This is a genomic window from Ruegeria sp. SATB027 (assembly GCF_059613825.1).
This window is the reverse complement of record NZ_JBXWTH010000076.1, coordinates 21590-45447: the sequence shown is the minus strand read 5'-3', so window position 1 is coordinate 45447 and position 23858 is coordinate 21590. Positions and strand designations below refer to the sequence as shown.

Here is a 23858-nt window from a genome sequence, read left to right as displayed (position 1 = left end):
ACTTGGACCAAAGGCCAGCGTTGCGCCGTAATCAGCCCAGCAATTGCCCCAGCTTCATCGCAACACCCATATTGCCCGAGATCTTGAGCTTGCCCAAAGCAACGCCGGTCATCGGGTTCAGCTTTCCGGTCAACAGCTTGGTCAGGTTCTCCTGCGAGATGCGGATTGTGCAATCCGTGTCCCGATCCTGCGTCGTTGCCTGATTGTCCGCCAGAACAATCACACCGTCCGCGCCGCAATCGAATTTGAGCGAGCCATCAAAGCTTTTGCCGCTCAGCCCTTTTTGAATTCCATCGGCGATGTCCTGAAGCATTCGGGGTCCTTTCACGGTTTCCGAATGCGTAATGCGTCAGGTGCCGATCAGGCAAGGCTGACCCAACTGGAACTTCTGATCACGATGCGCCGAGGATCTGAACCGTCCGGTCACAGGGCTTACCGCCATAAAAGGCATCCAGAACAGCACGAAACTCGGGCGGAGCATCTGCCACAGATGAAAACAATGTCATCGAAGATCGCAGCTTTTTCGCGTCAATCCCACCCAGAATGTCGCGGGCATCGCGCCCTGTGTGCAGCAGCATCAGCGAGGCCGCCTGCCTAAGCCGATCGCGCAGTTCCGGGTGGTTCAGATAGCGCGTCGCCTCGTCCAGATCTTCAATGCCGTAAAGCTGCGCCATATGGGACTGGCCCAGCTCGGCCAGTTGCGGAAACACGAACCACATCCAGTGGCTGGATTTCTGCCCCTGTTCAAGTTCGCGCAGGACATCGGCCCAAACCGTGTCCTGCGCCTCGATGAACATATCGAGCTCGTCGTCGGTATCGTCTTCGTCGATCACTTGGACAGGCGCTTGTTGCGCGCAGCCAGCAGTTTCAGACGCAGCGCATTCAGCTGGATAAAGCCTGCCGCATCTTTCTGATCGTACGCACCTGCATCCTCTTCGAAGGTCACATGTGCCTCAGAATACAGCGAATGATCCGACCAGCGACCCACGGTCGAGGCCAGACCTTTGTACAGTTTCACACGAACGGTGCCGGTAACATGCTCTTGCGATCTGTCGATGGCGGCTTGCAGCATCTCACGCTCGGGGCTGTACCAGAATCCGTTGTAGATGAGTTCCGCATATTGCGGCATCAACTGGTCTTTCAGATGCATCGCGCCACGGTCCATTGTAATCGATTCAATGCCACGGTGCGCTTCCAGCAGGATGGTGCCGCCGGGTGTCTCGTAGATGCCGCGCGACTTCATTCCCACGAACCGGCCTTCGACCAGGTCCAGACGGCCAATACCGTGCTTGCCGCCGTATTCGTTCAGCTTGGTCAGGATCGTGGCCGGGCTCATCGCCTCACCATTGATGCTGACCGCGTCGCCTTTTTCAAAACCGATTTCGATGAACTCAGGCTCATTCGGGGCGTCTTCGGGGTGGACGGTGCGCTGGTAGACATAGTCGGGCGCCATATCGGCGGGGTCTTCCAGAACCTTGCCCTCGGATGAGGTGTGCAGCAGGTTTGCATCAACCGAGAACGGTGCCTCACCGCGTTTGTCCTTGGCAATCGGAATTTGGTTCTGCTCGGCGAATTCCAGCAGCTTGGTGCGGCTGGTCAGATCCCATTCGCGCCACGGTGCAATGACCTTGATGTCTGGGTTGAGCGCGTAAGCCGCCAGTTCGAACCGCACCTGATCGTTGCCCTTGCCGGTTGCACCATGGGCGACGGCATCAGCGCCGGTTTCGGCAGCGATCTCAATCAGGCGTTTCGAGATCAGCGGCCGTGCGATCGAGGTGCCCAGCAGGTACAGACCTTCATATTGCGCATTGGCACGGAACATCGGGAAGACGAAATCGCGGACAAACTCTTCGCGGATATCCTCGATATAGATGTTCTCGGGCTTGATCCCCAGCAGTTCGGCTTTTTGGCGTGCGGGCTCCAGCTCCTCGCCCTGACCCAGATCGGCGGTGAAGGTCACGACCTCACAACCATATTCGGTCTGCAGCCATTTCAGAATGATCGAGGTATCAAGGCCACCGGAATAGGCCAGAACAACTTTCTTGGGCGCGGACATCTGACTTCCCTTTATGCGTAGAACGATTGGCCCCTAACGGGTTTTGGACGTGGGGGCAAGCGGCGTGCATTGACGCAGGGCGGGAATTGCGGTGAAACGGGCGGATAGAGAACAAGGATTGGTTGAGAGGGCGGTTCTAGGATGTTGGGATTCGAGATTTTTTTACATTCGGTGAAGATGGTTTTGCGGAATTTGAAACAGGCGATGCAGATTTCCGTCGTGCCGGCGCTTATTGGCGGCGTTCTGGTGATCGGCTTGTACTTTTTGTTTGGCCTCCCATTTGAAGATTTCAACGCAGAGACGAACGGACTGCCCCCTGGTGTAACAACGGTGTCCTTTGCCGGATTTCTTCTGAGTCTCATGGCGGTTGTGTTCGGTGTCATGCTTTGGATCGTTGTTTCGTGGCACCGGTTCGTATTGCTTGAAGAATACCCATCCGGCTTTATGCCACCGCTCAGGCTCGACCGCATTTCGTCGTACTTTGGTCACCTCCTTATGTTGATGTTGTTACTGGGCGTCGCGCTCATTCCTGCGGCGCTTCTTTTCAGTGCTTTTTCCCAAATCTCGAAATTGGTCGGCGTAGTGGCTTGGGCTGTAATGGTTTTGTTTCTTTCCATCGTTTTCTATCGGTTGACGCCGATCCTGCCGGGTGCAGCTATTGGTAGGCCGCTGACCATTGCTGAAGCCTGGAAGGCAACATCGGGCGCAAACGGGGCGATTATTGTTCTGCTGGTTTTGTCCGTGCTGTTTCAGATTGCGCTACAACTATTGGCATCACTTCTTCTATTCGTCCCGATCATCGGTGCCTTGATCGTATTCTTCGCAAGTATGCTGATCGTTCCACTGATCAACGTCAGCATTCTGACCACGATGTACGGCGTCTTTATCGAAAAACGCCAACTCTCCTGAGCGGCGTACACATATGTATTCCTTGCCCTTATCACGCCGATGGGGCAGGGAAGCGGTCATGACCGACTTCATGACCCGCGCCCGCGCCGCCGAAGAGGCGATGCGCTCTGTCTTCCCGGCAACGCCGTTGCAGCGCAATGCCCACCTGTCCGAACGTTATGGGGCGGATATCTGGCTCAAGCGCGAAGACCTGAGCCCGGTGCGCTCCTACAAGATTCGCGGTGCCTTTAACGCCATGCGCAAGCAACAGGGACAGGACCTGTTCGTCTGTGCCAGCGCGGGCAATCACGCGCAGGGCGTGGCCTATATGTGCCAGCATATGGGGGTCCGGGGCGTGATCTTCATGCCGGTCACGACGCCTCAGCAGAAGATCCAGAAAACGCGTATCTTTGGCGGGGACAACGTCGAGATTCATCTGATCGGTGACTATTTCGACGACACGCTTGCTGCCGCTCAGGCATGGTGCACGCAGCAGGGCGGATATTTCCTGTCGCCTTTTGACGATGCCGATGTGATCGAAGGGCAAGCCTCGCTGGCGGTTGAAATCGAAAGGCAGATGGGTGGTGCGCCCGATCACGTTGTGCTTCCCGTGGGTGGAGGCGGCATGTCCGCCGGTGTGGCCACATGGTTCGGGGACCGCACCCATTGCCTGTTCGTCGAACCGGCCGGAGGGGCCTGTCTGCGCGCAGCCCTGGCGGCGGGGCATCCTGTTTCGCTGGATCATGTGGATACCTTTGTCGATGGCGCGGCGGTCGGGCGGATCGGTGAAAAGCCGTTCGAGTTGTTGAAATCACGTCACTTGTCGGACGTTCTGGTCCTGTCCGAGGACCGTATCTGCACCACCATGATCGAGATGCTGAATGTCGAAGGCATCGTGCTGGAACCTGCGGGGGCGCTGGCGATCGAGGCAGTAGGCGATATCCAAAGCTTTGTGCGCGGAAAGACCGTGGTCTGCCTGACATCCGGCGGCAATTTCGATTTCGAACGCCTTCCCGAGGTCAAGGAACGTGCGCAGCGGTACTCCGGTGTGAAAAAGTACTTCATCCTGCGCCTGCCGCAGCGACCCGGCGCCCTGAAAGAGTTCCTGAATATTCTCGGCCCCGAGGATGATATCGCCCGGTTCGAATACATGAAGAAATCGGCGCGCAATTTCGGTTCGGTTCTGATCGGGATCGAAACCCGCAAGCCGGAAAACTTTATGCGCCTGTTTGCCCATCTGGACGATGCAGGGTTCACCTATACCGACATCACCGAGGACGAGACGCTGGCACAGTTCGTGATCTAGCTCAGGTTCTCATTCAGCTCAGCTTCAAACACGGTTTTCGAGCTGTCGAAAACGGCCAAAAGCGCTGGCAGATCAACCTCGGCCCCTTGCCCTGCCGCGGCCTGCCGTTCCCCATCCTGGCAGAGTTTCGAGAATTGATCGAACCCCAGGCTCAACGCGCTGCCTTTCAGGAAATGCAGGTTCTGTTCCAGCTCGGCCCGGTTGGTGTCGCGGCGCAGGCGGATGATCACGTCTTGCACTTCTTCCAGAAATATCTCGACCACCTCGTCGAATTCCTCGGGGCCGACTTCATCCCGCAACTGCCTGACTCTGGCCCAGTGGATCATGATAATCACCAGCTAATGAATGGTCATGGTTCTGAATAGACGCGCCCGGTAAAAAGCAGGTTAACGGGGCCATGCTTCCGCAATCGTCGCTCTTCACCGGATGTTAAATCAGTCGGCGATAGGGTCGCCATCAGTGGCGAAACTCATCAGAGCAGAGGGTAAATGGTGCCGGGGGCGAGTCTTGAGGAAACCAGAGCTGATCTGGATTTCGGCGCGATCCGCACGGTGCTGGTGGTGGATGACAGCCGCCTGCAACGGCGCATTCTGGTGGCCTCTCTCAGGAAGTGGGGGTTCGAGGTGATCGAGGCCGATACAGGCCATGCCGCTTTGGCGCTTTGCGTCGATAATCCGCCCGATCTTGTGCTAAGCGACTGGGTCATGCCGGGGATGAGCGGCCTTGAATTCTGCTGTGCGTTTCGGGCATTGGAAACGGATCAATACAGCTATTTCATCCTTCTGACATCCAAAAGCGAAAAGCAGGAGGTCGCGCGCGGTCTGGATGCCGGGGCAGACGATTTTCTGATCAAGCCGCTTGAGGCGGACGAACTGCGCGCCCGGATTTCAGCCGGTGCGCGCATTCTGGACATGCAGCGCGAGCTCTCACAGAAAAACCGCCTGATTGAATCCGCGCTCGAGGAACTCAGGCTGGCGCATGACGCGATCGACAAGGACCTGATGCAGGCGCGAAAAATTCAGGAATCGCTGGTTCCCGAACTGACCCGGTCATTCGGGAAGTCACAAGTCAGTCTGTTGCTGAAACCCTGTGGTCATATCGGTGGTGATCTGGTGGGGATGTTCTCGCCCGGGGTGAACCGGCTTGGGTTCTACAGCATCGACGTATCCGGCCATGGTATCACCTCGGCCATGATGACGGCGCGATTGGGGGGGTATCTGTCCAGCAAGCATTTTGACCAGAACGTCGCGATGGAGCGGAGGTTCGACAAGTTTTATGCACTTCTTCCACCGAAATACGTGGCTGAAACGCTCAATTCCCGCCTGATGGCCGATGAAGGCATCGAAGAGTATTTTACCATGGTTTACGCCATCGTTGACCTGCGCAACGGGCATCTGAAAATGGTACAGGCCGGGCATCCGCACCCCCTGCTGCTGCGGCAGGGTGGCCGCGCCGAGTTTCTTGGTGACGGAGGCTTGCCCATAGGATTGATCGAAGATGCGCGCTTTCAACAAATCGAGACGCAGATGCAGCCCGGCGACAAGCTGCTGTTGTACTCGGACGGGTTTACCGAATGCCAACTGGCTGGTGGTGGCTTGCTGGAAGAAGACGGTTTGCGTCAGATGGCCCAACAGAGCATGTCGGAAAGGGGCGGGTCAGAGTTTCTGGACGACATGTTCTGGCGTTTGACGCAAGTGATGTCACCCAAAGACGGCATCGGCGATGATGTCTCGGCCGTCTTTTTTGAATATAACGGACCTTAAAGCGACCCGAGATGCAATTCGGCAAAGTGCCGGTCACCGTCATTTCCCAGTAAACCGACGGCGTCAGCAGTTTCCATCCACAGCGCTTCGTGAAACGCCTCGGTCGGCGGGCCAGTGCGTCGCACGGGGCGGGCGCGATAGATCAGGCAGACCTTCTCGGCCCACAGGTCATATTCCGGCATATAGGTGAAGCGCCGAAAGGCACCAATCCGCCGGGGCGCCGCAATAAGCCACCCGGTTTCTTCAAAGACTTCGCGATGCAGGGCGGTAACGGGTGATTCGCCCGGATCAATACCTCCGCCGGGCAATTGCAGGTCGGGTCCGGGTTCTGTCTGGCAGGTCAGCAAAAGGTGACTTCTGCGGGGCAAAAGTGCATAAACACCGACCCGTCGCGTGTATTTCCGCCCCGGCTCTGGGGTTTCACCGAACCGCCTGATCATGTATGGCCCCTTACAACCTAATCTGTTCGACCTATATGGTGCCGGTATGCCAACCTGTGGCGCGTAAGGAAACCCCATGTCTCTTGGAACGAAAATCGCGTGGGACGATACCGTCCTGCCCTTTCAACTCGATGTATCGGATATGCGTGGCCGAGTGGCCCGTCTGGATGGTGTGCTGGATGGTATCCTGAAGCAGCATGACTACCCCGAACAGGTCGAGGCGTTGGTGGCCGAGATGGCCCTGCTGACCGCATTGATCGGGCAGACGGTTGCGCTGCGCTGGAAGCTGTCGTTGCAGGTGCAGTCCAAGGGGCCGGTGCGCATGATTGCGACCGACTATTACGCACCCAAGGCCGAAGGTCAGCCTGCGCAGATCCGGGCCTATGCCAGCTTTGACCGTGACCGGCTCACCGATACGGCCCCCTTCGATCAGGTGGGCGAAGGGTATTTTGCCATCATGATAGACCAGGGCGAAGGCACGCAACCCTATCAGGGTATCACGCCGCTGACTGGGACCTCTCTCAGCGCCTGCGCCGAGGCCTATTTTGCACAGTCCGAGCAGCTGCCAACCCGGTTCTCGCTGAGCTTTGGCAAATCGACCGAGCCCGGCGTGGATGAACATTGGCGTGCCGGCGGCATCATGTTGCAGCATATGCCCAAAGCTTCGCCATTTGCCGCCTCGGGTGAGGGCAATGGCGAGATCCTGACCGCCAGCGATCTGGTCGACGGCGAAGAGGGCGAGAACTGGGGCCGGGTCAATATCCTGCTGGACACAGTCGAGGATCTTGAGCTTATCGGTCCTTCGATTGCGCCGACTGATTTGTTGGTCCGGTTGTTCCACGAAGAACAGCCACGGGTCTATAATGCGCAGTCCGTGCAGTTTGGCTGCACCTGCTCCGAAGACCGGGTACGGCAGAGCCTGTCGATCTATTCGGCAAAGGACCTCGAAAAGATGACGACACCCGAAGGTCAGGTCACCGCCGATTGCCAGTTCTGCGGCGCACACTATGTGCTTGACCCGTCAACGGTTGGCTTTGAAGCCGAAGACAGCAAGGGTGCTTGACCCGATTGAACAGATCCGGACGGCCCTGTGCCGTCCCGGTCACGGGTCCAGCGACTTTGACCTGAACCCGGATACCGTCCTGCCGCCCGGGCGCCGCCTGCGCTCGGCGGGGGTTCTGGTCGCGATCTCACTTGCGGATGAAACCCCTCGGGTGATCCTGACGAAACGGTCCTCCGCCCTCAAGCATCATCCGGGTCAGATCGCGTTTCCCGGCGGCAAACAGGACGAAGGGGATGCGGATGTCACGGCAACGGCCCTGCGCGAAGCACAGGAAGAGATCGGCCTTCCAGCGGACCTTCCCGAAATCCTAGGTTACCTGCCGACGCATGAAACTGTCACCTCATTCACGGTCACACCCGTGGTGGCCATTCTTCGAAAGGGATTTCAACCTGTTCCGGAACCCGGCGAAGTCGACGAAGTTTTTTCGACCCCCCTTGCGCATCTCTTGAATCCCAAGAATTATCTGGTTGAATCGCGCCGTTGGCGCGGCCAGAAACGCAGATATTACACAGTTCCGTACGGCCCTTATTACATATGGGGTGCGACGGCCCGCATATTGCGCGGGCTTGCAGCGCGGGTGAATGAATGATGCAGATTGAGGAGCTTTGGGTCAGCGAACCGGCGACCCAAAAGGTATGCGCCGCCCTGACCTCATCCGGGGCGCAGGCGCTTTTTGTGGGTGGGTGCGTGCGCAATGCGCTGCTGGGCGCGCCGGTGTCGGATATCGACATTGCCACTGATGCCCGGCCTGAACGGGTTGTCGAGATGGCGCAGGCTGCGGGCCTCAAGGCCATCCCCACCGGTATCGACCATGGCACGATTACAGTGGTCAGCGCCGGTATCCCGCACGAGATCACCACTTTCCGGCGTGACGTCGAAACCGATGGTCGCCGCGCCGTCATCGCCTTTTCCGATCACGTCGAAGAAGATGCTGCGCGGCGCGATTTTACCATGAATGCACTTTATGCAAGGCCCGATGGCTCTGTGTTAGACCCGCTTGGCGGGCTTCCCGACCTTCAGGCCCGGCGGGTGCGGTTCATCGGTGAGGCTGAGGACCGCATTCGCGAAGACTATCTGCGGTCACTGCGCTATTTCCGGTTTCACGCATGGTATGGTGACCCGGATGCCGGTTTCGACCCGGACGCGCTGGCTGCCATTGGTGCCAATCTTGACGGGCTGACCTCGTTGTCGCGGGAACGCGTCGGGGCGGAACTGCTGAAGCTGCTGGGCGCGCCTGATCCGGCCCCAGCCATTGCGACGATGCGCAGCACGGGCGTATTGGCAAAATTGCTGCCGGGCGCGGATGACCGGTCACTGGCTCCTCTGGTCGCTTTGGAACATGCGGCAGGTGCCGAACCGAACCCCGTGCGCCGTCTGGCGGCCATCGCGACACCCGAAGACGCCGCAACCCTGCGCCTGAGCCGTTCGCAACTGCAACGCCTGACCGGAATGCGGAGCGAAGCGCAGTCAACCACCAGCGTGGCTGAACTGGGCTATCGGTATGGTGACGAAGGCGGGTTGAACAAAACCCTTTTGCGGTGCGCTTTTTTTGAACAGCCCTGGTCCGAAAGCTTCAGACAGGACCTGCACGCAGGCGCAGCCGCGCGTTTCCCGATACAAGCCAAAGACCTGATCCCCGGGTTTACCGGACCGGCGCTGGGCCAAAAGCTGGCCGAGCTTGAAAGCCGGTGGATCGCGTCGGGTTTTGCGCTGTCGCGCGAGGACTTGCTTGCAAGTTAATGTTTAGTCTCAAAAGGGGATGACAACTTTGGTCCATTGTGGTTAGGTGCGCCCGTCACATGGATGGAGGAATGCGAATGTATTACGGGATCTGGTTCGGCTAAAGCCGGGACACTTGCCCCGTAAAGGGTGGTGTTCAGGCGCCATCTGTCTTCGCACGTCTTTATCTCTGCTCAATCGGAGCACACTCCATGTTTCGCTATTTCGAAAACCTTGTTGACCCTTTTGTCGCCTATCATGAGGCTGACGCGCCGCCGACCCGGCTGTGGCCGTTTCTGCTGGACTATTCGCGCCCGTTCTATCGGGTGTTTGTCTGGGCTGCGCTGATTTCCATTATCGTCGCCGGTGTCGAGATTGGGTTGATCTATTATATGGGTCGTGTCGTCGACCTGTTGGGCGGCACCCCAACCGAGGTGTGGCAGAACCACGGGACCGAGCTGCTGTTGATCGCGGCCTTTGTCCTGTTTCTGCGCCCTTTGTTGCATCTGGTCGACGTACTGATCCTGAACAACACGATCCTGCCGAACTTTGGCACTCTGATCCGATGGCGCGCCCATAAGCACGTTCTGCGTCAGTCGGTTGGCTGGTTCGAGAATGATTTTGCCGGACGGATTGCCAACCGGATCATGCAGACACCGCCCGCGGCGGGTGAAGTGATCTTTCAGGTCTTTGACGCGATTTCCTTTTCACTTGCCTACCTGATCGGGGCGGCGATCCTGCTTTATGCTGCGGATGCGCGCCTGCTGATCCCGCTGCTGGTCTGGTTTGCGTTCTACGCGATGCTGGTGCGCTGGACTGTTCACCGTGTCGGGCCGGCGTCCAAGGCGGCATCCGATGCGCGGTCAACCGTCACGGGCCGCGTCGTGGACAGCTATACCAACATTCATTCCGTCAAGATGTTCGCCCATGGCCCGCAAGAGCTGGACTATGCCCGTGAAGCGATCGAGGAAACCCGCCGGACATTCCAGATCGAGATGCGGATTTTCACCATCATGGATGCGGTTCTGGTTACCCTGAACGGGGTGCTGATCGTAGGTGTCGTGGGCTGGGCAATTGCCCTGTGGATGCAGGGTTCCGCTTCGGTTGGCGTCGTTGCGGCAGCAACCGCGCTGACCCTGCGCCTGAACGCCATGACCGGATGGATCATGTGGGCGCTGACCAGCTTTTTCCGCCAGCTTGGTATAGTGGCCGAGGGGATGGAGACCATCGCGCAACCCATCGACCTGCTTGACGCGCGCGAAGCCAAACCCCTGCGCTTGACCAGGGGTGAGATCCGGATCCGCGATCTCTCGCACCATTACGGGCGCGAGGCCGGTGGGCTTGACCACATCAACCTGACCATTCAGCCCGGCGAAAAGGTCGGTCTCATTGGGCGGTCGGGTGCCGGGAAATCGACCCTGGTAAAGTTGCTTTTGCGGTTTTATGACGTCGAACGCGGTGCCATTCTGATCGATGATCAGAACATTGCGGGTGTCACACAGGACAGCCTTCGCAGCCATATCGGCATGGTCCAGCAAGACAGTGCGCTGCTGCACCGGTCTGTGCGCGACAACATCCTTTACGGCCGCCCGGACGCAACCGAGGCGCAGATGATTGCCGCAGCCAAACAGGCCGAAGCGCATGCGTTCATCCTTGACCTGCAGGACCCGCAGGGGCGCACCGGGTATGACGCGCATGTGGGTGAGCGGGGCGTAAAGCTGTCTGGTGGTCAGCGGCAGCGGGTAACGCTGGCCCGGGTGATCCTGAAGGACGCACCAATCCTTTTGCTGGACGAGGCGACATCGGCACTGGATTCCGAGGTCGAAGCGTCAATTCAGGAAACGCTCTACGGCATGATGCAGGGCAAAACCGTGATCGCCATCGCCCACCGGCTCAGCACCATTGCGCAGATGGATCGCATTCTGGTGATGGACGGGGGCCGCATCGTCGAAGAGGGCGCGCATTCTGATCTGTTGGCGCAGGGTGGCCTTTACGCGCAGTTCTGGGCGCGGCAATCTGGCGGCTTCATGAACCCGGAGGCCGCTGAATGAAGATTGCCGATCTCATCTATCCGTTCAGGACCACTGAAACGCCCCCGCCGCAGAAATTGGGGGCGTTCATTCGCTGGAGCCTTTCGGGCGCCTGGCCCATGCTGTTTGTCGCCGCGTTCTTTTCGGCGCTGGCTGGCGCGATGGAGGCTGGAACAGCGTGGATTCTGGGGCGTGTGATCGATGTGGCAACATCCAGCGGGCCCGAGCATTTCATGACCGCCGGGAATATGTGGATGATCTTTGGGGCGGTGGTGTTCTTCATGCTGCTGCGCCCGATCCTGTTTGGGCTGTCTTCAATTTCGAACAACTATATCGTGATGCCCAACATCACGCCTTTGGTGCTGGCCAAGCTGAACCGCTGGACGCTGGGCCAGTCTGTCACCTATTTCGACGATGATTTCGCCGGGCGCATCGCCCAGAAACAGATGCAAACGTCGAACGCCATGGCCTCGGTCGTGTCCGAAACGATCAGTGCGATAGTGTTTGCATTGGCGTCGCTGGTGGGCTCTTTGCTTTTGTTAGGGTCTATTCATCCTTTGGTGATGCTGCCTTTTGCGGCCTGGTTGGTGGTCTATTTCCTGCTTGTGCGCTGGTACCTGCCGCGTATTCGCATGCGCTCGGCCGCACGCGCCGGGGCGCGGGCGATGGTTTCGGGGCAGGTGGTTGACACGATCACCAACATCAAAACCGTCAAGCTTTTTGCACACTCGGATTTCGAAGATCAGGCCGCGCGGCATTCAATGGTCGAGCTGCGGAAAAAATCACTGGCGTTCGGCAAGCTGTCGGCCAGTTTCCGGTTCGTCCTGATGGCGCTTGCCGGCATTCTGCCTGTTCTCCTGCTGGGGGCGACGCTGTGGTTATGGCAGTTCGGAATGGCAACCGCAGGTGACATCGTTGCTGCGGGCGCGGTGTCGGTTCGGATTTCGCAGATGACCGGATGGGTCAGCTTCACGTTGATGGGCCTCTATGCCAATGTGGGTGAGATTGAAAATGGGATGAAGACGCTGGCCAGACGGGACAGGGTCGAAGATGCGCGCAGCGCGAAGGATCTTGATGTGACCGAAGGGTCCATCACGTTTGAAGATGTCAGTTTTGCATACGGCCGGGATGTGGGCGGTGTTACGGACCTGACGCTGACTGTGAAACCGGGCGAGAAGCTGGGAATTGTCGGGGCCTCAGGGGCGGGTAAATCAACGCTCGTTTCGCTGCTTCTTCGGCTCTATGACAGGGAAAACGGTGCTATTTGCATCGACGGGCAGGACGTGTCGCAGGTCACGCAGGACAGTTTGCGCCGCCAGATCGGCATGGTCACGCAGGAAACGGCGATGTTCAACCGGTCTGCCCGCGAAAACATCCTCTATGGTCGCCCGGACGCGTCCGAGGCCGAGTTGATCGAAGCAGCAATCAAGGCCGAAGCGCATGACTTCATCCTGAGCCTCAAGGACGGCCATGGCCGCACCGGCTATGACGCTCATCTGGGCGAGCGTGGTGTAAAGCTCAGCGGTGGTCAAAGGCAACGGATCGCCCTTGCACGCGCCATTCTCAAGGATGCGCCCATTCTGGTTCTGGACGAAGCGACCTCAGCCCTTGATTCCGAGGTCGAGGCGTCGATTCAATCGGCGCTTCATCGGGTGATGCAGGGCAAAACCGTTCTGGCCATCGCCCACAGATTGTCGACACTCAGCGAGATGGACCGGATCATCGTTCTGGATCAGGGGCAAATCGTGGAAACCGGAACGCACGAAGATCTTTTGGATCAGGGCGGGCTTTATGCCCGGTTCTGGCATCGGCAATCTGGTGGTTTCATTCAGGCGGAAGCTGCCGAATAAGGGTTTTGTTGAACCCAAAGCCCGGCTATCAGGCCCCTCATGACGCAGAAATACACAATCACCCGGCTCGGCCATCAGGGCGACGGCATCGCTGATGGGCCCGTTTACGCTCCGCGCACCCTTCCGGGTGAGGTTGTCAGCGGCACCCTTGTTGATCAGGTGCTGACCGATATCCGCGTCGAAGTACCGTCTGATGTCCGGGTGAAAGCCCCGTGCCGCCATTACAAAGCCTGCGGTGGCTGTCAGCTGCAACACGCCTCCGACGCGTTTGTCGCCGACTGGAAGCTGAGCATTGTCCGCAACGCCCTGTCCGCGCAGGGGCTTGAGGCGCCGATGCGTCCGATACACACATCTCCCGAACACTCACGCCGACGCGCCACGATTGCCGTCAGGCGGACCAAGAAAGGCACATTGGCCGGGTTCCATGGACGTGCATCGGATACGATCACCGAAATCCCGGATTGCCTATTGCTTGACCCGGCCCTGATCGCCGCAATTCCCGTGGCCGAGGCGCTGGCGGTTCTGGGCGGCAGCCGCAAGGGCGTCTTGGCTGTCACGCTCACCCTGTCCGAAGGTGGGCTGGATGTGGCCGTCAAGGGCGGCAAGCCCCTGGATGGGCCGCTGGAACTGGCACTCGCTCAGGAAACCGAAAAACATGGTCTGGCGCGGCTCAGCTGGGATGGTGAAGTGATCGCCATGCGCCACGCCCCGGTTCAGCGCTTTGGGGCCGCCGCCGTCACGCCACCACCGGGTGCCTTCCTTCAGGCGACCAAGGACGGAGAACAGGCTCTATTACGGGCCGTTTCCGACGCAACACGGGGTTCGAAACGGATTGTTGACCTGTTTGCGGGCAGCGGCACATTCTCATTGCCTCTGGCAGAAAAAGCCGAGGTTCACGCGGTCGAAGGTGCAGCAGACATGGTGCAGGCGCTGGATCAGGGCTGGCGCAGGGCGCAAGGTCTGAAACGCGTGACGACCGAGGCCCGCGACCTGTTCCGTCGTCCATTGATGCCGGATGAACTGAAATCGTTTGACGCAATCGTTCTGGACCCGCCCCGCGCCGGTGCCGAAGCACAGGTGGCCGAGCTGGCACAGGCCAGACGCCCGGTGATTGCCTATGTCTCGTGCAACCCCGTCACCTTCGCGCGCGATGCAAAAATACTGGTTAACGCAGGCTACACCCTTGAATGGGTGCAGGTCGTTGACCAGTTTCGATGGTCGTCACATACGGAACTTGCTGCGCGGTTTACCCTGAACGCCGCATCTTGATCAAACAGGAGAAAGCGACCCATGGGTTTCAGACAGCGTTTGCTGAACATCATCGAAGCGCCCGTATTCGGGCAATTCATAACGGCTGTCATCATTTTTAACGCAGTGCTTCTGGGGATGGAGACGTCGCCGACCCTGATGGAAGCAGCCGGGCCGCTGATCGTGATGCTGGACAAGCTGTGCCTTGCGATCTTTGTGGCGGAAATCACCATGAAACTGATCGCGACCGGACGCAGGTTTTTCACAAACGGCTGGAACAATTTCGATTTCCTGATCGTCGGCATTGCGCTTGTTCCCAGCGCCGGAGGTCTTTCGGTTCTGCGGGCCCTGCGAATCCTGCGGGTATTGCGCGTGATTTCCGTTGCGCCAAGATTGCGCCGGGTGGTTGAAGGGTTCATCTCGGCCCTGCCGGGAATGGCCAGTGTGTTCCTGCTGATGGCAATTCTGTTCTATATCGGGGCTGTGATCTCGACCAAGCTGTTCTCGGCAACCTTCCCGGATTGGTTCGGCGATCTTGGCCTGTCGGCCTATACACTGTTTCAGATCATGACGCTTGAAAGCTGGTCGATGGGGATCGTCCGCCCGGTGATGGAGGTTTATCCCTATGCCTGGCTGTTCTTCGTCCCCTTCATCATGGTCACAACCTTTGCGGTGGTGAACCTATTGGTGGGTCTGATCGTGAATTCCATGCAGGATGCGCATCATGCCGAGGATGAGGTCAAAACAGACGCGTATCGTGATGAGGTTCTGGAGCGGTTGGAGAGCATCGAACGGCATCTGACAGGAAACTTGAACATCAAAAAGTGATTTCAGTTTTCGCATTTTTTGGCATAATAAGCCCCAAAAAACAAAGCAGGCAGTGAAACATGGATCGTCGAGCATTCGGATTGGGGGCGGTAGCAACGCTGGGCCTATCGGCTTGTGCATCAGCCCGTCCAAATTTTTTGACTTATGATGGCCCCGAGGTCACCTCGCTGGTGGTCAACAAGGGCGCGCGCAAACTTTATTTGTTGCACCACGAAAAAGTCCTCAAGGAATATGATGTGGATCTGGGATTTGCGCCAAACGGTACAAAAACCAAACGCGGAGACGGTCGTACGCCCGAAGGAAGTTACCTGATCGATCGCCACAACCCCAACAGCCGCTATCACCTGTCGCTGGGCATTTCGTATCCCAACTCTCAGGATATCGCCAAGGCCAAGGCTGCGGGAGTTGATCCGGGTGGGGACATCTTCATTCACGGGCAGCCAAATCTGCGATCCGAGTTCAAACGCGCCAAGAAAACACCGGATTGGACAGCTGGATGCATCGCGGTCAAGAATGAAGAGATCGAGGAAATCTATGCGATGGTCAACCGGGGGACGCTGATCACCCTGCGCCCTTAGGCGGCACAGGCGTCCACGCTGCAAACCCGAACGTTTCATAGTCGCGCTGGTAGGTCTCGGATGCCAGCGCTTCAAGCTGTTCGTCATAGATCTGATCCAGCGTATACGGAACATCCGGCACGCACCGGCCGGGGGCAGGCGGATTGGGGTGGCCTGTTGAGCGGGCCAGATTCGGCAGAGCCGTGGTCAGTTCTTCTTCCCGCAGAATCAGGTCCGGCATCAGAAAGCTGGCAATGCCATCCAGCGTGCGGGACTGGCTGCACCAGGTCCCGTCAACGCGGATCGGCGTCTGACCGTTGAGGTTCATGCGCAGGAATCCAAGGAACGCCAGAAACGCATCCCGATGCTGTTCGACCGAGTAATTGGTGTCGCGCACTTGCCCGGGGATCGGCAGGTCGAGGCGGTTGCGCAGGTAATTGCGAACCATCTTGTAACTGCCAGGCCCGGTATCCAGAATGTACTGGCAAAACGCCGAATGCGCCCGTGCCAGCGGGTGGCGCAACACGGTGAACTTCCGGTGTCCGGGGTGGTCTTGCATCCAGGCGCGGATTTCCTTGCGGTTCCGGTTTGTGACCAGATCGTCCGCAGAACAGCCATCCAGCTCGGCCATCCATTGCGCGATAACAGGCTCTATTCCGCCGCGAATGGGCAAATACATCAAATTTGATGTGGCTGCGGCAATATATTGCGGTACCGCCGCCCCTCGGTTTGGTTCGAAACGGGTGGGCTGGTGCAATCCGAACCTGTCCAGCCTGGACAGGGCGTCTTGCATCTCATCGGGGTTGGTGACCTTCGATACGGCAGGTGCCGGGTTTTGCGGTTTCAGAGTGTCGTCCAGCTTGCTCAGCCGTGCCTCAACCCCCAGCCATGCGGCCAGACCGTTCAGAACGTCCAACTCGGCCAGGTCGTCATAGGTGATAAAAAAGGCAGTCTGACCGGTCTTCTGTAAATGCCGCTGCAACATGTGTTGGTGGCCGTGGACCTGATCGAGATACTCAGAAAACTCAACCCCGTCGAACGCAACTTGTGCATCGACGCGACGCTTCACGTTCTTCAGCAGCCATTGTTGCGTGGTGCGTGCGATTTTCAGGGACAGAAAACTGTCCAGCGGATTGCGTGTGAGAATGATCTTGGCACAGCGCGGATCATTTAGCACTGGCTTCAGAATGCGTGGGTCATGGTCCTGGAAATACCGAAAACCGTTCAAGTCGCCCGGTGCTGACCTGATTGCCTTCAACAGCCGCATCGGATCTGCGTCGCGGTCTTCCAGCGACAGACCCAGAAGGGTATCGGACTTCAGGTTGCCGGCAAAATGCGGGTTGAAGGCTTCGCCATGGCAGGAAACCCCTTCCAGCGCGTTCAGATTGGCCTCAAGCAGGTTCGACCCTGTGCGCATGGCAGCCAGAACAACGAAGTAGTCAAAATTGGCTGGCATGGGTGATTACTGCACCAGATAGGGTTTGCGATAGGGTTTCGTCTGACGGCCGAACACATCGTCCGAAGGAAAATCGCCCATCAGGTAAGGGTGCATACCCTGGTTCTTGAGGTTTTGCAGGAACTTCCCGAAGCCGGACAGATCGACCATTGTGGGCGCTTCTGTCAGGTGGCTGGACTGATGCGCGCCAATCTCGTCCAGGATTGTCTGCAGGGGCTCCATCGGCGCTTCAAGGAAATCGGCCAGCGACCAGCTGCGCATCCGCGCCTTGGTCCAGACCGAGGTCAAAACCTCAAGCTGTTTGGTTTCGATCTGTTGCAGACGCGCGGCCTCGCTCCGGATGTCCGAGAAGTTCAGGTTCGACCGGAACAGCGGAATCGCCCAGGCCCCGGTGATGACCGAGATTTGCGCATTCTTGTCCCGCGCCAGAAACCAGTTGATGTCCTGCGTGTCGCGGGGGCTGAACTGGAAACACTGGCGTTCGCCGCGTGTATTCCAGATCAGGTTCGACAGAAAGGCCGTCGGATTGTAATCCCGCAGCAAAGCACAATCGCTGAGCGCACCGTTTGTGATGGTTTCACCCTTTGCAAATTCTGCACGCTCGGGTCCGAACAGATGCCCGTGCACGCGTGTGCCAGTGGCCGCGGCCAGCCATTCTTCGAAGTCTTCAAACAGTTCGGAAAAGCCCTGAAATACGGAATAGGGTGACGAGGTAAGGCCGTTTTCACTGCCGTGCCGGGGAAACCGGCTTTGCATGTACAGCCCGTCACGCCCCCGCGTCCGCCGCTCGACCGCCTTGGAAAACACGCGGTCAATCTTGCCGGGATTGGGTTCGGCCGGTTTCATCGCACTGGCCTGATCGGTCAGAAACGCCTGATACAGCCGTTCCGCACGGGGCCAGATTTTGCGGGCAACAAAACAGTCTGACCGCCGCAGCAATTGCAGGTGATCGTCGTAGAATATGTGCGGGCGGCCCTGATAGTCGAACTTGGACAGGGTCAGGGATCGGCTTTCGATATGTGTGGAATACAGCCGCGCCAATGTCTGGAAATAGCTTTCATCCGGGATCCACACATGGCGGAAGTAACTGTCATATTGTTTGCGCTTGGGGTCCTGCAAAATGGCAGACAGTGTTTGACGGGTCAGGCACCACCACTGGCTGCCCATATGCGGGACCAAACCGTCGGGGATTTTCCGGCGAAACCCGACCGCGCGCTGAAGCTTTACATATGCGTCGAACAATCCGCGCTGTTTTCGCCAGGAAAACGGGAACCGCAGCGTAAACCGTTCATGATCCAACCCGCCGATTGTCCAGCTGACATCAGACGTTGTTGCGCTTTCGATGAAATCGACACGAGGCCGGTCGGCCAGGTAATCAATCAGCTCCTGAACCGGGCGCAGCGGCAGGCAGGCCCCCGACGACAGGAAGACGTGGCGCGTTTCGGGAAATTGCTCCAGCATCAGTTCGGACGCGCTTTGTGAGGCGGCAACGATGCCCCACCCGCCCCAGTCGCATTGATGCCGGTCGGAAAATGCGATCCGGGGATTGTCCGAACAGGACGCAACACATCGCGCGTATTCTTCACCCGGTACCTTGCGATCCACATGGATCACAACAGGGCATCCCGCAGCGGTCCAATGGCGCGCGACCTGTTCGGCCCGGTCCAGCGAGGTATGAACCAGCATGACGACGCCCAGACCGCTCATGCCCAGTTTCCCTTTGACATCAGGCCCAGAATCTCAAGCTGCCGCCAGTTGATATAGGCCTCGGACCACTCGCACCAGAATACGGGCTTGTCTTCAAGCTGTGCGGCATAGGCCTTGTATTCGCCCGAACCGCTATAATGCTGGCGGCGTTGCAATTCTTCACGCGCCTTGTCGCCAAGGGTGTCAATCAGCTTGGCATGAAGCAACGAGCCGCTGGCCTTTTCCCCACCCCATTCGTCGTAAACCTGATTCAGCCCGCGCGGCAAAAGCGAGTGGGTCGAGCTAACATAGACATAGCGTCGATCCCATTTGACCAGGGGGATCTTGTTCAGTGCCGGAGCTTTGGATGGCTTGTCGCGAAAGAACACGCGCGCCCGCGCGCCCCCCTGAATCCACAGGTTCTTGTAATCGGGGTTCTTGGTGATCGTGTAATTTCCCGGATCGAACCACCGTGCGATTTCAAAGGGATCCTGCCCCTCGCGATAGGTTTCGGCATCCACAGACCCTTCGGGGTACATGTCGATCAGCATGGTGCCAAAGCTGCGCACGGCACTTCCGTCCAGCCAGTCTGTCAAGGCGCGGATCGGGCGGGTGTCGCAGAAGGGGTAGATGAAAAACTCATCCGGGTCGACGCTCAGAACCCAATGTCCATGCGCGTATTTGCGCAGAATGTAATTCGACCAGTCCAGACCATAGCTTGCACGTTTATAGCTGGTAGTCGTCCGCCAGACCGATACATCGGACTGCTGTTTCAGGAATTCGAAACTGCCGTCATCGCTGTCATTATCGATGAACAGAAAATGGTCGATACCCAGTTTGCGGTAATACTCCAGAAAGTACGGCAGGCGAATTTTCTCGTTTCGCACAACGCTCATCAACAGGATATCGTCACGGCGGATGGCAGACGTGTTGTTGCTGGCGGGCTTAAGTTCGCGCCGACGTCTGAGGCAGCGCAGAATACGGCGCTTGCGCCGCAATCTCATCTTGTATGATTCAAACAGGCTCACGCGACTGCCCAACCTTTATTATAACGCGAGCTTTCCCCGAACCCGCCGCGACCGTTGGTTGCGACAGGGCATTGTCGGTTTATGCCACTTCTACCTCTTCTGAGGCAACTTTTTTAAACCCCGGAAATGGTAAAGGTGCCGTTGATCCCCCCCGATTTGTTTTCAAGACCAGCCGCCGTCACGCATCAGCCCCATCTCCAGCAACTGCGACCAGCCGGTATAGCGCACCGAGTGCGGGGTCCACATGTCTGGTTGACTGAGTATCTGATCGTAATACGTGCCGAACTGGTTCGGGTCATGAAAATGCTGGCGGCGCAGCTTTTCAGTTTTGGATTTTTCAATAATGTCCGGCAGAAATTTCGTATGCAGCAGCACGCCGGACGGGGTGTCGCCGCCCGGCCCGTCATACACTGCGTTCAGACGACGGGGCAGGGCGGAATGGCACGAGTTTACATAGGCATAGCGCCGCGACCACCGCATGAGCGGGATCTTGTTCAGTGTGGGGGATCGCTGCTGCGTTTGGGCAAAAAACACCCGCTCGCGTGCGCCGCCCTGAACCCACAGGTTTCCCATCGGGCTTTGCCGCTGCGCGCGATACGGGCCTGCGTCAAACCAGTTCAGCACCTCGATCGGGTCCGTTTCCGGGTCATAGGTTTGTCCGCCCAACGGCCCTTTTGGATACAGATCCAGCATCAAAGCGCCAAACCCGACCCGCCCCTGCCGGTCCAGCCATTCTGTGAGCTCATGCAGGGAATGGCGGTCGTGCCGGGCATAAACCAGCAACTCATCCGCATCGACCATCAGGCACCAGTGGCCATGGCCGTAACGCATCAGTAGCCAGCTGAGCCAGTCCAGCCCAAAGCGTGATCCGCGATAGCTGGACCGGGTCTGCCAAAAGGACACATCCGGTTGCCCTTGCAGGTAGTCAGCCGAGCCGTCATCGCTGCCGTTGTCGACGATCAGAAAATGGTTCACGCCCAGCTGGCGATAGTGACGGAAGAACCAGGGCAGGCGGGTAATCTCATTGCGCAAGGTGGTAAAGGCCAGCACGTCGCCGCCCCGTATCCTGCTTGTCTGATCTTTCAGGCAGGTCAGTTGATGTCGGCTGCGCATCGAGCGCCAAAGAAGGCGTCGCCGTTTCCAGCGCAACCGGTATTCCTGTTGCCAACCGATATCAGGAAGTGTCTGAACCGTATTGGACGTCACCGGGGCCTCATTTTTCGTAATGGCCATTCTGATGCCAGCGCCAGGCATCCGCAATCATCGTCTCTAACGTTGACCTTTTCGGCTTCCATCCCAGTTCGGTTTGGGCGCGGACGGACCCGGACACCAGCTTGGTGCAATCGCCCGCCCGTCGGGTACCGACCGAATATGGCACAGGGCGGTTGGTGACGGATTTGGAATGCTCGATCACCTCAAGCACGGAAAACCCCGAGCCGGTGCCCAGATTGAAAACACGGCTTTCTTTACCCTGTTCCAGCCAGCCCAGCCCCAGAACATGCGCGTCGACCAGATCACAGACATGGACATAATCGCGGATACATGTGCCGTCCGGCGTATCGTAATCGGTGCCAAAAACGGTCAAACCCTCGCGCTTGCCATCAATCGCGTCCAGCATCAGGGGGATCAGGTGGGTTTCAGGTCGGTGAAATTCGCCCACTTCGCCTTCGGGATCGGCACCAGCAACGTTGAAGTACCGGAAAATGACATGGCGCAGCCCATGGGCTGCTTCGAAATCCCTCAGGATGTCCTCGATCGCGCGTTTCGATGCACCATAGGCGTTCAGCGGGTGTTGGGCGGCGGCTTCGTCCAGAACCACATTGTCATGCTCGCCATAGGTGGCGCATGTGGACGAGAACACGAAATCCAGACAGCCCGCCGCAACCGCAGCCTCGACCAGCGTCAGCGATCCGGTCACATTGTTCGACCAGTACAAACCGGGCTGCCGCATCGCGTCGCCCACTTGGCTGAGCGCCGCAAAATGCATCACCGCAACCGGCTTGTGTTTGGCAAATACCTCGTCCAGACGTGCCCGGTCCAACAGGTCGCCCTGTTCAAACGGCCCGTATTTCACCGCATCCTGCCAACCGGTGACCAGATTGTCGTAGGTCACGGGAACATAGCCCACCTGCGCAAGCGCCTTGCAGGCATGCGACCCGATATATCCGGCACCACCGGTCACGAGGATTGGTTTCATGAAGCGTCCTTTGGAACCAGATTGCCTGTCATCGAGATATGGGAACCGCGGGGCGTCATGGGCAAAACCGGCTACTCCAGCCCCATCGCCGCCATCATCTCTTCGATCTTGGGCACGTCCTGCGGGTTGTTCAGCTCCCAGAACTGACGGCCCTTGGCGTCAACCTCGACGCACAGAACCTTGCGGCCATTTTCCATGAACCTGAGCTGTTCAAGACCTTCCAGCTTTTCCAGAGGGCCTGTTGGCCAGCCCGGATAGGCCGCCAACGCATCAGGCCGATAGGCATAGACGCCGACATGGTGAAACACCGGCGTGGGTTCATCCCCGCCATAGGTTTCTGAGGTGAAAGGTACGACCTCTTTCGAGAAATACATCGCGCTGTTGTCGCGCCCGAACACGGCGGTTGTTCCGCCAACGCGGCCATGTTTGCGGTCATTCAGCAGGCTGTTCAAAGCGTCCCCGTCGCAGCGCAGGACCGGTGTGGCTACGCCAGCGTCGGGTGCCGCGCGCAGCCCTGTGATCAGGTCCTCAACAAACCAATGCGGTGTCAGGGGTGCATCGCCCTGAAGGTTGACCACGATGTCATATCCGCTGCCCAGAACCTTGTGCGCCTCAGCGCAGCGTTCGGTGCCGTTCTGGCAGTTTTCCGAGGTCATCACCACCTCGGCGCCAAAGCCTTCGGACAGCTCGCGGATGCGGTCGTCATCGGTTGCGACCACAACCCGGTCCACGCCCGCGACAGAAGTGGCTGCCCGCCAGGACCGTTCGATCAGTGTCATCGAAACGCCGGTCGCGCCGGTCAGCGGCACCAATGGCTTGCCCGGATAGCGGGTCGAGGCATAGCGGGCGGGGATGGCGATCAGAACTGACATCAGGCCTCCTTCAGCTTAACACCCGGAGCGTACGCGATAAAAAACGGGTTCGCATAGCCCTCTTTGCCATAGAGAAGCGGCGCGTGATCGTCAAACCGCACAACCCGGCCTCCGGCCCCGGCCAGTACCGCGTGCCCTGCCGCCGTGTCCCACTCCATCGTGCGCCCGACCCGCGGATAAAGATCCGCCTCGCCCGTCGCAACCAAACAGAACTTGAGAGACGATCCCGCGCTTTTGCTGTCCTTGACCTGATACTTGTTGATGTAATCCTCGGTGGCCTGATCCCGGTGCGACTTTGACGCCACGACCAAAAGCGCGGAATTGTCCGGGTTAGAGACTGAATTTGGGATCAGGGTGCCGGGTGCATCCTTGTCAAACGCGCCCGTTTCCTCGACCGCCTGACCATCGGCTTGCGTATAGAACATGCGACCCCGCGCTGGCGCATAGACCACGCCCCGTGTCGGCGTTCCGTTCTCGACCAGTGCGATGTTGACGGTGAAATCGCCACGCCGGTTGATGAATTCCTTGGTGCCATCCAGCGGATCGACAATCAGAAAGGTATCCCCTTTTTCGGAATGCGAGGCGGCCTGTTCTTCGGTGATCAGCAGGATGTCGGGGAAGGCCTGACGCAACCCGGCTGAAATCAGCGCATCGGCTGCCTCATCCGCTTCGGTCACAGGGCTGGAGTCTGATTTGACTTTGACGTCGAAATCGTCTGCCTCATAGATTTCCATGATCCTGTCGCCTGCCTCAAGGGCCAGACGCCGGATGACGGGAATAAGCGCGTCGTAGGTCACAAAAATGCTCCGTTCCTGTGGTTTGTTGATCCAAACTCGTGACCGACTTATGATGCGACGGTTACCGAACGGCA

23 protein-coding genes are annotated in these 23858 nt (G+C 58.4%); 11 read left to right on the top strand and 12 right to left on the bottom strand.

What is annotated here, in order from left to right:
• Positions 1 to 31: 31 nt before the first annotated feature.
• The 3 genes from AC2FPW_RS18275 to AC2FPW_RS18265 form a co-directional block, all read right to left on the bottom strand.
• Entirely contained in the window at positions 32 to 313 is a 282-nt protein-coding gene (locus tag AC2FPW_RS18275) for an SCP2 sterol-binding domain-containing protein (RefSeq protein WP_496814863.1), read from the bottom strand.
• Between the two features lie 79 nt (positions 314 to 392).
• A complete protein-coding gene (locus AC2FPW_RS18270) occupies positions 393 to 797 on the bottom strand; it encodes a DUF1810 domain-containing protein (protein ID WP_480913844.1) in 405 nt (134 codons plus the stop codon).
• 32 nt (positions 798 to 829) lie between these two features.
• Positions 830 to 2056, bottom strand: a complete 1227-nt coding sequence (locus AC2FPW_RS18265; RefSeq protein ID WP_209506894.1) for an argininosuccinate synthase — start codon at positions 2054 to 2056, stop codon at positions 830 to 832.
• Positions 2057 to 2197: 141 nt separating this feature from the next.
• Here AC2FPW_RS18265 and AC2FPW_RS18260 point away from each other — a divergent pair, with 141 nt between their 5' ends.
• Positions 2198 to 2965 (top strand): hypothetical protein, encoded by a 768-nt coding sequence (locus AC2FPW_RS18260; protein ID WP_496814862.1) that lies wholly within the window; start codon positions 2198 to 2200, stop codon positions 2963 to 2965.
• Positions 2966 to 3023: 58 nt separating this feature from the next.
• On the top strand, positions 3024 to 4250 hold the full coding sequence (ilvA, locus tag AC2FPW_RS18255) for a threonine ammonia-lyase IlvA (protein ID WP_496814861.1): 1227 nt from the start codon (positions 3024 to 3026) through the stop codon (positions 4248 to 4250).
• Here the strand turns inward: ilvA and AC2FPW_RS18250 are convergent.
• Complete coding sequence (locus AC2FPW_RS18250) at positions 4247 to 4576, bottom strand: Hpt domain-containing protein (RefSeq protein ID WP_496814860.1); 330 nt, start codon at positions 4574 to 4576, stop codon at positions 4247 to 4249. The genes ilvA and AC2FPW_RS18250 overlap by 4 nt on opposite strands.
• 162 nt (positions 4577 to 4738) lie before the next feature.
• On the opposite strand from AC2FPW_RS18250, the gene AC2FPW_RS18245 reads away from it, so the two are divergent.
• A complete protein-coding gene (locus tag AC2FPW_RS18245) occupies positions 4739 to 6013 on the top strand; it encodes a PP2C family protein-serine/threonine phosphatase (protein WP_496814859.1) in 1275 nt (424 codons plus the stop codon).
• Here AC2FPW_RS18245 and AC2FPW_RS18240 read toward each other — a convergent pair.
• Complete coding sequence (locus AC2FPW_RS18240; RefSeq protein WP_496814858.1) at positions 6010 to 6453, bottom strand: NUDIX hydrolase; 444 nt, start codon at positions 6451 to 6453, stop codon at positions 6010 to 6012. The genes AC2FPW_RS18245 and AC2FPW_RS18240 overlap by 4 nt on opposite strands.
• A 76-nt stretch (positions 6454 to 6529) precedes the next feature.
• Here AC2FPW_RS18240 and hslO point away from each other — a divergent pair, with 76 nt between their 5' ends.
• The 8 genes from hslO (at position 6530) to AC2FPW_RS18200 (ending at position 15769) form a co-directional block, all read left to right on the top strand.
• Positions 6530 to 7516 carry an Hsp33 family molecular chaperone HslO gene (gene hslO / locus AC2FPW_RS18235; RefSeq protein WP_496814857.1) on the top strand — a complete coding sequence of 329 codons (987 nt, stop codon included), beginning with the start codon at positions 6530 to 6532 and terminating at the stop codon, positions 7514 to 7516.
• Positions 7509 to 8105, top strand: coding sequence for a CoA pyrophosphatase (locus tag AC2FPW_RS18230; protein ID WP_496814856.1), 597 nt, complete (start codon positions 7509 to 7511; stop codon positions 8103 to 8105). Before hslO ends, AC2FPW_RS18230 begins: the two co-directional genes overlap by 8 nt.
• A complete protein-coding gene (locus tag AC2FPW_RS18225) occupies positions 8102 to 9256 on the top strand; it encodes a CCA tRNA nucleotidyltransferase (protein ID WP_496814855.1) in 1155 nt (384 codons plus the stop codon). Before AC2FPW_RS18230 ends, AC2FPW_RS18225 begins: the two co-directional genes overlap by 4 nt.
• 191 nt (positions 9257 to 9447) lie before the next feature.
• Positions 9448 to 11286: an ABC transporter ATP-binding protein gene (locus tag AC2FPW_RS18220; RefSeq protein WP_496814854.1), complete on the top strand. Its 1839-nt coding sequence runs from the start codon at positions 9448 to 9450 to the stop codon at positions 11284 to 11286.
• Positions 11283 to 13115 (top strand): ABC transporter ATP-binding protein, encoded by a 1833-nt coding sequence (locus AC2FPW_RS18215; RefSeq protein WP_496814853.1) that lies wholly within the window; start codon positions 11283 to 11285, stop codon positions 13113 to 13115. The genes AC2FPW_RS18220 and AC2FPW_RS18215 overlap by 4 nt, the downstream gene beginning before the upstream one ends.
• A 39-nt stretch (positions 13116 to 13154) precedes the next feature.
• Positions 13155 to 14384, top strand: a complete 1230-nt coding sequence (locus tag AC2FPW_RS18210) for a class I SAM-dependent RNA methyltransferase (RefSeq protein WP_496814852.1) — start codon at positions 13155 to 13157, stop codon at positions 14382 to 14384.
• Positions 14385 to 14405: 21 nt separating this feature from the next.
• A complete protein-coding gene (locus AC2FPW_RS18205; RefSeq protein ID WP_267363753.1) occupies positions 14406 to 15191 on the top strand; it encodes an ion transporter in 786 nt (261 codons plus the stop codon).
• Between the two features lie 59 nt (positions 15192 to 15250).
• On the top strand, positions 15251 to 15769 hold the full coding sequence (locus tag AC2FPW_RS18200; RefSeq protein ID WP_496814851.1) for a L,D-transpeptidase family protein: 519 nt from the start codon (positions 15251 to 15253) through the stop codon (positions 15767 to 15769).
• Here the strand turns inward: AC2FPW_RS18200 and AC2FPW_RS18195 are convergent.
• The 7 genes from AC2FPW_RS18195 to cysQ form a co-directional block, all read right to left on the bottom strand.
• Positions 15753 to 17204 (bottom strand): nodulation protein NodH, encoded by a 1452-nt coding sequence (locus tag AC2FPW_RS18195; protein WP_496814850.1) that lies wholly within the window; start codon positions 17202 to 17204, stop codon positions 15753 to 15755. The two genes, AC2FPW_RS18200 and AC2FPW_RS18195, sit on opposite strands and share 17 nt — an antisense overlap.
• 6 nt (positions 17205 to 17210) lie before the next feature.
• Positions 17211 to 18911 carry a DUF5927 domain-containing protein gene (locus AC2FPW_RS18190; protein ID WP_496814849.1) on the bottom strand — a complete coding sequence of 567 codons (1701 nt, stop codon included), beginning with the start codon at positions 18909 to 18911 and terminating at the stop codon, positions 17211 to 17213.
• Positions 18908 to 19894 carry a glycosyltransferase family 2 protein gene (locus tag AC2FPW_RS18185; protein WP_480538563.1) on the bottom strand — a complete coding sequence of 329 codons (987 nt, stop codon included), beginning with the start codon at positions 19892 to 19894 and terminating at the stop codon, positions 18908 to 18910. The genes AC2FPW_RS18190 and AC2FPW_RS18185 overlap by 4 nt, the downstream gene beginning before the upstream one ends.
• Before the next feature lie 186 nt (positions 19895 to 20080).
• On the bottom strand, positions 20081 to 21151 hold the full coding sequence (locus tag AC2FPW_RS18180; protein ID WP_496814848.1) for a glycosyltransferase family 2 protein: 1071 nt from the start codon (positions 21149 to 21151) through the stop codon (positions 20081 to 20083).
• Entirely contained in the window at positions 21132 to 22115 is a 984-nt protein-coding gene (gene galE / locus AC2FPW_RS18175; protein ID WP_496814847.1) for a UDP-glucose 4-epimerase GalE, read from the bottom strand. Before galE ends, AC2FPW_RS18180 begins: the two co-directional genes overlap by 20 nt.
• 71 nt (positions 22116 to 22186) lie before the next feature.
• Positions 22187 to 22987, bottom strand: coding sequence for a 3-deoxy-manno-octulosonate cytidylyltransferase family protein (locus AC2FPW_RS18170; protein WP_267364430.1), 801 nt, complete (start codon positions 22985 to 22987; stop codon positions 22187 to 22189).
• Positions 22987 to 23784 (bottom strand): 3'(2'),5'-bisphosphate nucleotidase CysQ, encoded by a 798-nt coding sequence (gene cysQ, locus AC2FPW_RS18165; RefSeq protein WP_496814846.1) that lies wholly within the window; start codon positions 23782 to 23784, stop codon positions 22987 to 22989. Before cysQ ends, AC2FPW_RS18170 begins: the two co-directional genes overlap by 1 nt.
• Between the last annotated feature and the right edge of the window lie 74 nt (positions 23785 to 23858).

What these genes read in the sequence shown, in the direction of transcription:
- AC2FPW_RS18275 (WP_496814863.1), bottom strand. Translation starts at nt 313, where the DNA reads ATGCTTCAGGACATCGCCGATGGAATTCAAAAAGGGCTGAGCGGCAAA.
- AC2FPW_RS18270 (WP_480913844.1), bottom strand. Translation starts at nt 797, where the DNA reads ATGTTCATCGAGGCGCAGGACACGGTTTGGGCCGATGTCCTGCGCGAA.
- AC2FPW_RS18265 (WP_209506894.1), bottom strand. Translation starts at nt 2,056, where the DNA reads ATGTCCGCGCCCAAGAAAGTTGTTCTGGCCTATTCCGGTGGCCTTGAT.
- AC2FPW_RS18260 (WP_496814862.1), top strand. Translation starts at nt 2,198, where the DNA reads ATGTTGGGATTCGAGATTTTTTTACATTCGGTGAAGATGGTTTTGCGG.
- ilvA (WP_496814861.1), top strand. Translation starts at nt 3,024, where the DNA reads ATGACCGACTTCATGACCCGCGCCCGCGCCGCCGAAGAGGCGATGCGC.
- AC2FPW_RS18250 (WP_496814860.1), bottom strand. Translation starts at nt 4,576, where the DNA reads ATGATCCACTGGGCCAGAGTCAGGCAGTTGCGGGATGAAGTCGGCCCC.
- AC2FPW_RS18245 (WP_496814859.1), top strand. Translation starts at nt 4,739, where the DNA reads ATGGTGCCGGGGGCGAGTCTTGAGGAAACCAGAGCTGATCTGGATTTC.
- AC2FPW_RS18240 (WP_496814858.1), bottom strand. Translation starts at nt 6,453, where the DNA reads ATGATCAGGCGGTTCGGTGAAACCCCAGAGCCGGGGCGGAAATACACG.
- hslO (WP_496814857.1), top strand. Translation starts at nt 6,530, where the DNA reads ATGTCTCTTGGAACGAAAATCGCGTGGGACGATACCGTCCTGCCCTTT.
- AC2FPW_RS18225 (WP_496814855.1), top strand. Translation starts at nt 8,102, where the DNA reads ATGATGCAGATTGAGGAGCTTTGGGTCAGCGAACCGGCGACCCAAAAG.
- AC2FPW_RS18220 (WP_496814854.1), top strand. Translation starts at nt 9,448, where the DNA reads ATGTTTCGCTATTTCGAAAACCTTGTTGACCCTTTTGTCGCCTATCAT.
- AC2FPW_RS18215 (WP_496814853.1), top strand. Translation starts at nt 11,283, where the DNA reads ATGAAGATTGCCGATCTCATCTATCCGTTCAGGACCACTGAAACGCCC.
- AC2FPW_RS18210 (WP_496814852.1), top strand. Translation starts at nt 13,155, where the DNA reads ATGACGCAGAAATACACAATCACCCGGCTCGGCCATCAGGGCGACGGC.
- AC2FPW_RS18205 (WP_267363753.1), top strand. Translation starts at nt 14,406, where the DNA reads ATGGGTTTCAGACAGCGTTTGCTGAACATCATCGAAGCGCCCGTATTC.
- AC2FPW_RS18200 (WP_496814851.1), top strand. Translation starts at nt 15,251, where the DNA reads ATGGATCGTCGAGCATTCGGATTGGGGGCGGTAGCAACGCTGGGCCTA.
- AC2FPW_RS18195 (WP_496814850.1), bottom strand. Translation starts at nt 17,204, where the DNA reads ATGCCAGCCAATTTTGACTACTTCGTTGTTCTGGCTGCCATGCGCACA.
- AC2FPW_RS18190 (WP_496814849.1), bottom strand. Translation starts at nt 18,911, where the DNA reads ATGAGCGGTCTGGGCGTCGTCATGCTGGTTCATACCTCGCTGGACCGG.
- AC2FPW_RS18185 (WP_480538563.1), bottom strand. Translation starts at nt 19,894, where the DNA reads ATGAGATTGCGGCGCAAGCGCCGTATTCTGCGCTGCCTCAGACGTCGG.
- AC2FPW_RS18180 (WP_496814848.1), bottom strand. Translation starts at nt 21,151, where the DNA reads ATGGCCATTACGAAAAATGAGGCCCCGGTGACGTCCAATACGGTTCAG.
- galE (WP_496814847.1), bottom strand. Translation starts at nt 22,115, where the DNA reads ATGAAACCAATCCTCGTGACCGGTGGTGCCGGATATATCGGGTCGCAT.
- AC2FPW_RS18170 (WP_267364430.1), bottom strand. Translation starts at nt 22,987, where the DNA reads ATGTCAGTTCTGATCGCCATCCCCGCCCGCTATGCCTCGACCCGCTAT.